Below are 3,957 nucleotides of genomic sequence, written 5' to 3' on the forward strand. Positions count from 1 at the left end.
CTTCAACATGTCGTGAAGAAGGAGCTTCAATCCTTGCGCGGCAGGAACGTCTGTTCGTATCCGCTGATGAATCTGTCAAAAAGCGTAGCGAAGGCTTCGACATCTGTGGCGGGCCAGTCTTGGACGACCCTCTGCACGACAGCGAGTTTCTGGGCCTTGATTTCCGCGACCAACTTCCGCCCTAGCGCTGTTATAACGACCACGATGCGCCGCGCGTCCGCTTGGGAGGCTTTGCGGCGCAGGACTCCCCGTGTGACCATTTCCGCAACGATGCGGCTAGCCCGGGAGGGATCGATGCGCAAAATTTCGGCGATCGCACCAACGGTCACTTCGCCTGCCGTTTCCGCTCGTCTCACGGCATCAAGAACGTCGAGGTGCGAGAGTTCCAGGCCAGGCGCAACGTTTTGAACTGCAAGGCGGCCAATCAGGCGTCTGCCGACCAACAGGCGCATCCGCGTCATTACCTGACCGATATGCACGATATCTTCATGGTAGCTCTGATTGTCGGCTTCACGTTTATGTGTCGTCATGGCACCTGTCATATTTCTGAACACACTGATACTTCAAGGCATCCAAACATGCAAATAGCATTACAGTGCTGTTGACAATTATATGCTAATAGCACACTTAACTCTGTAATCAAGTTCGGATACCCTTATCAATGGACATGCATGCACCGCCCGCGCCGCTCGTGACGGACCACCGTCTGCGGCTTATCATCTTCTTTTTCCTGAGTTCGGCCATGTTCATGGCGACGCTCGACAACCAGATCGTCTCGACTGCCTTGCCGACAATTGTCGGCGAGTTCGGCCATCTGGAACGCTTCGGCTGGATCGGATCCTCATATCTGCTTGCGTCGAGCGCTGTCATGCCGATTTACGGCAAGCTGGGTGATCTCTTCGGGCGCAAATATGTGATGATGACTGCCATCGCAATCTTCACCATCGGATCAGCTGTGTGCGGTCTCGCCGTGTCGATGAACACGCTGATCGCTGCACGGGTTCTGCAAGGGCTCGGCGGCGGCGGTATCATGGTATCGATCTTCTCCATCAACGCCGATCTTTTCGAACCGCGAGAACGGGCGCGATATCAGAGTTATTCAAGCCTTGTCCTCATGGCTTCTGGAGCAATCGGTCCGGTACTCGGCGGCACGATGAGCGATCTTTTCGGCTGGCGATCGATTTTTCTGGTTAACATCCCGGTTGGGATCATCGTCCTGACCGGCCTGTTCACGATGCTTCCCTATCGCAAGCCCGAACGCAAGCCAAAGATCGACTATGCAGGCGCGATATTGTTGGCCCTGACCACAAGCAGTATCGTGCTCGTTGCCGACAGCTCAGAGCTTTTCGGTTCGATAATATCGGTCCAGAGTGTTGGCATTCTTGCATTCGGCATCCTGTGCGCCACGAGTTGGGTATTTGTTGAACGTCGCGCAGTGGAGCCCATCGTCCCGCCAACACTTTTCCGGAATCCGACTTTCTCGCTGCTGCTTGTGATCTCGATCACCAGCGGTGCCATTGCTATCGGCATGGTCAATTATTTTGCGCTTTTCCTACAGACGACAACGGGTCTGTCGCCCTCGCAGGCGGGCGTGTTTTTCATACTTTTGACCGGAGGTATCGTTTGTGGATCTCTCCTGGGAGGGCGGCTGATCTCGACGACAGGTCGCTACAAACCCCAATCCATAGCCAGTCTTTCTTTAAGCTTCCTCGCCTTCATGTTGTTCACGCAGGTCCAGGCAGGAACGCCGGTGTTTCTCATAGGCATCCTGATGGCCATGCACGGCATCGGCATCGGTCTTGGACAACAGGTTCCGGTGATCGGCGTGCAGAACGCAGCAGACAGCCGGGACGTCGGGGCAGCGACAGGGGCGGTGACACTTTCGCGCATGGGCGGAGCGTCTATCGCCATTTCCATCTATGGCGCTATCGTTGCAGCAAACCTATCCCGTGTCGGCGTCACCATTCCCGGGGTCAGCAACATTGAGCAGTTGACGCCCAAAATGTTGGGTGCGTTGCCAGAGGCAGCACGACAAGCGGTTGCCGATAGTTATGCCGCAGCATTCACACCGCTTTTCTTGACCTCGGCAGGCTTTGCCATCACTGGATTGCTGGCGGCGTTCATGCTCAAACCAGTGCTGCTGCCAACCGCAGGGGCCGTGAAAAAACCGAATGCAGCTGAATAATGGGCAAAGTGGTGCCGCATACCTGTTTCAAGCTCGCGGCGAAACGCGCCCATCCCGATCTAGGCTGTTCGCACGACGCCATGAATCGCAGTCTTTGCCGGGTCGTGCCAGGGTTGATATCATGACTATCGATACGGCTTTGCAGTCAATCATCACTGTACGCTCCTTAATTCCCGATGACGCGTTTACAGCGGCTACGCTGGGTACCTTGAGAGAGGGCAGCGGCGTGGTCATTCGGGAGGACGGGCTGGTGCTCACGATCGGCTATCTGATTACAGAAGCCGAGGAGGTTTGGCTGACGCGCCATGACGGGCAAGTTATTCCCGGTCATGCGCTGGCCTATGATCACGAAACGGGATTTGGCCTCGCRCAGGCGATTGGGCCCCTCGGCGTGCCTGCGGTGGACTTCGGCGACGCAGCCCGAGCCCAGGTCGGAGATCCCGTTGTGCTTGCGGACGGGATCGGTCAGTTCGTCCGAGCGAACATCGTCGCCAAACAGGAGTTTGCCGGCTATTGGGAGTACGTACTGGATGAGGCGATCTTCATTGCGCCTGGCTCATCCTTCCTGAGGAGGGGCTGCACTGCTCGACGCAGACGGCAAACTCCTGGGCATCGGCTCGCTTCACTTGCAAATGAGCAAAAATGGAGAGCCTGCGGACATCAATATGATCGTACCGATCAATTTGTTGCCGCCGATCCTGGATGATCTACTCAAGCGCGGCCGAGTCAACAAACCGCCGCGGCCCTGGCTCGGGGCGTTCTCCGCCGAGAGCAGCGGCAAGGTCGTGGTTATGAGTGTCGCGCCAGGGGGACCGGCGGCTCAGGCGGGCCTGCGTCAGGGCGACGTTATCTCGGAGATCCGAGGCGAGGAGGTTGATGGGCTCGGTGATTTTTACCGGAAGGTGTGGACCAGCGGCCCCGCGGGCGTAGAGATTCCCATGAGAGTCCTGCGCAACGGCCGTGAGGCATGGTTGCGCGTGAAGTCAGCCGATCGCAACAGCTTTCTCAGAAAACCGCCCTTGCAGTGAGCAGAGTTCACCAATAACTGACCGCTATTAGCGCTAAGCAAACATTTCCTCGCGGGTGGTTGGCAGCCAGTTAGCCTCTTTGCCAGGCGCATCGGGTCCGAAGTGAAGGCCAACGCTGCCGTCATCTGCGAGAATGATCGGTTAAAATGTTTGCGACAGAGCCATCAGGATAGGCTCGATATGTTGCTCGCCGCCATCCAGATCGTTGATGTCAACGAAGAAGCATACGTCGGCCAAGGATCGTTGGTGTAGCCCCAATTCTGCGGATGTCGGCTGATGCAAAGTTTCTGCTATGTCCATGCCGAACGCTATTGATTTATTCTCGTCAACGAGCACCAAACCGCCCTTCCGGCATGACTAACAAATCAATGTTAATCGAACGTATAACTCAATCAAACGACCGCATTATTTACCCGTACGTTAGTATGATGGAGCATCCAGCGCGGGCGCGCTACTTTACGCCATATCCGATTCTGTCAGCGCTTTTCTCTAGTCAACTTAGCCGGAGGATCAAGATTTTGATCGGTCTCATAAAAGTACAGAATGCTGTTGTGGTGTGTGCCCCTGATGCACAACGCATTTCATATGGGGCGAAACCCATATCCCGAGGATGGACTCGCATCTTTGCAATCTTTTTTGGCGTTCAGGTAACGTTCGCGTTGGGGCTTGYTGCCGCCGCACACGCAGGTCCCTGCACCGAAAAGATCGAGGCCGTTCAGATGCAAGTCGACGCTGTACTGGAAG

3 protein-coding genes and 1 pseudogene are annotated in these 3,957 nt (G+C 56.0%); 2 read left to right on the top strand and 2 right to left on the bottom strand.

All coding sequences use genetic code 11. The annotated features are described in order from the left end of the window. Positions 1 to 26 precede the first annotated feature (26 nt). Positions 27 to 530 (bottom strand): MarR family winged helix-turn-helix transcriptional regulator, encoded by a 504-nt coding sequence (locus tag ACXJ5O_RS20785; protein ID WP_457301546.1) that lies wholly within the window; start codon positions 528 to 530, stop codon positions 27 to 29. 131 nt (positions 531 to 661) lie between these two features. Between ACXJ5O_RS20785 and ACXJ5O_RS20790 the strand changes: the two genes are divergently transcribed. Then, positions 662 to 2,185 (top strand): MDR family MFS transporter, encoded by a 1,524-nt coding sequence (locus ACXJ5O_RS20790; protein ID WP_457301547.1) that lies wholly within the window; start codon positions 662 to 664, stop codon positions 2,183 to 2,185. A 121-nt stretch (positions 2,186 to 2,306) separates the two neighbouring features. Next, positions 2,307 to 3,213: pseudogene (locus ACXJ5O_RS20795) on the top strand (S1C family serine protease). Between the two features lie 33 nt (positions 3,214 to 3,246). On the opposite strand, the gene ACXJ5O_RS20800 reads toward ACXJ5O_RS20795, so the two are convergent. Then, on the bottom strand, positions 3,247 to 3,351 hold the full coding sequence (locus tag ACXJ5O_RS20800; protein WP_457301548.1) for a DUF1214 domain-containing protein: 105 nt from the start codon (positions 3,349 to 3,351) through the stop codon (positions 3,247 to 3,249). Between the last annotated feature and the right edge of the window lie 606 nt (positions 3,352 to 3,957).

It is taken from the genome of Phyllobacterium sp. P5_D12 (genome assembly GCF_054049495.1).

Bases quoted from the DNA above. Each gene is read 5' to 3' on its own strand.
- ACXJ5O_RS20785 (WP_457301546.1), bottom strand. From the start codon at position 530: ATGACGACACATAAACGTGAAGCCGACAATCAGAGCTACCATGAAGAT.
- ACXJ5O_RS20790 (WP_457301547.1), top strand. From the start codon at position 662: ATGGACATGCATGCACCGCCCGCGCCGCTCGTGACGGACCACCGTCTG.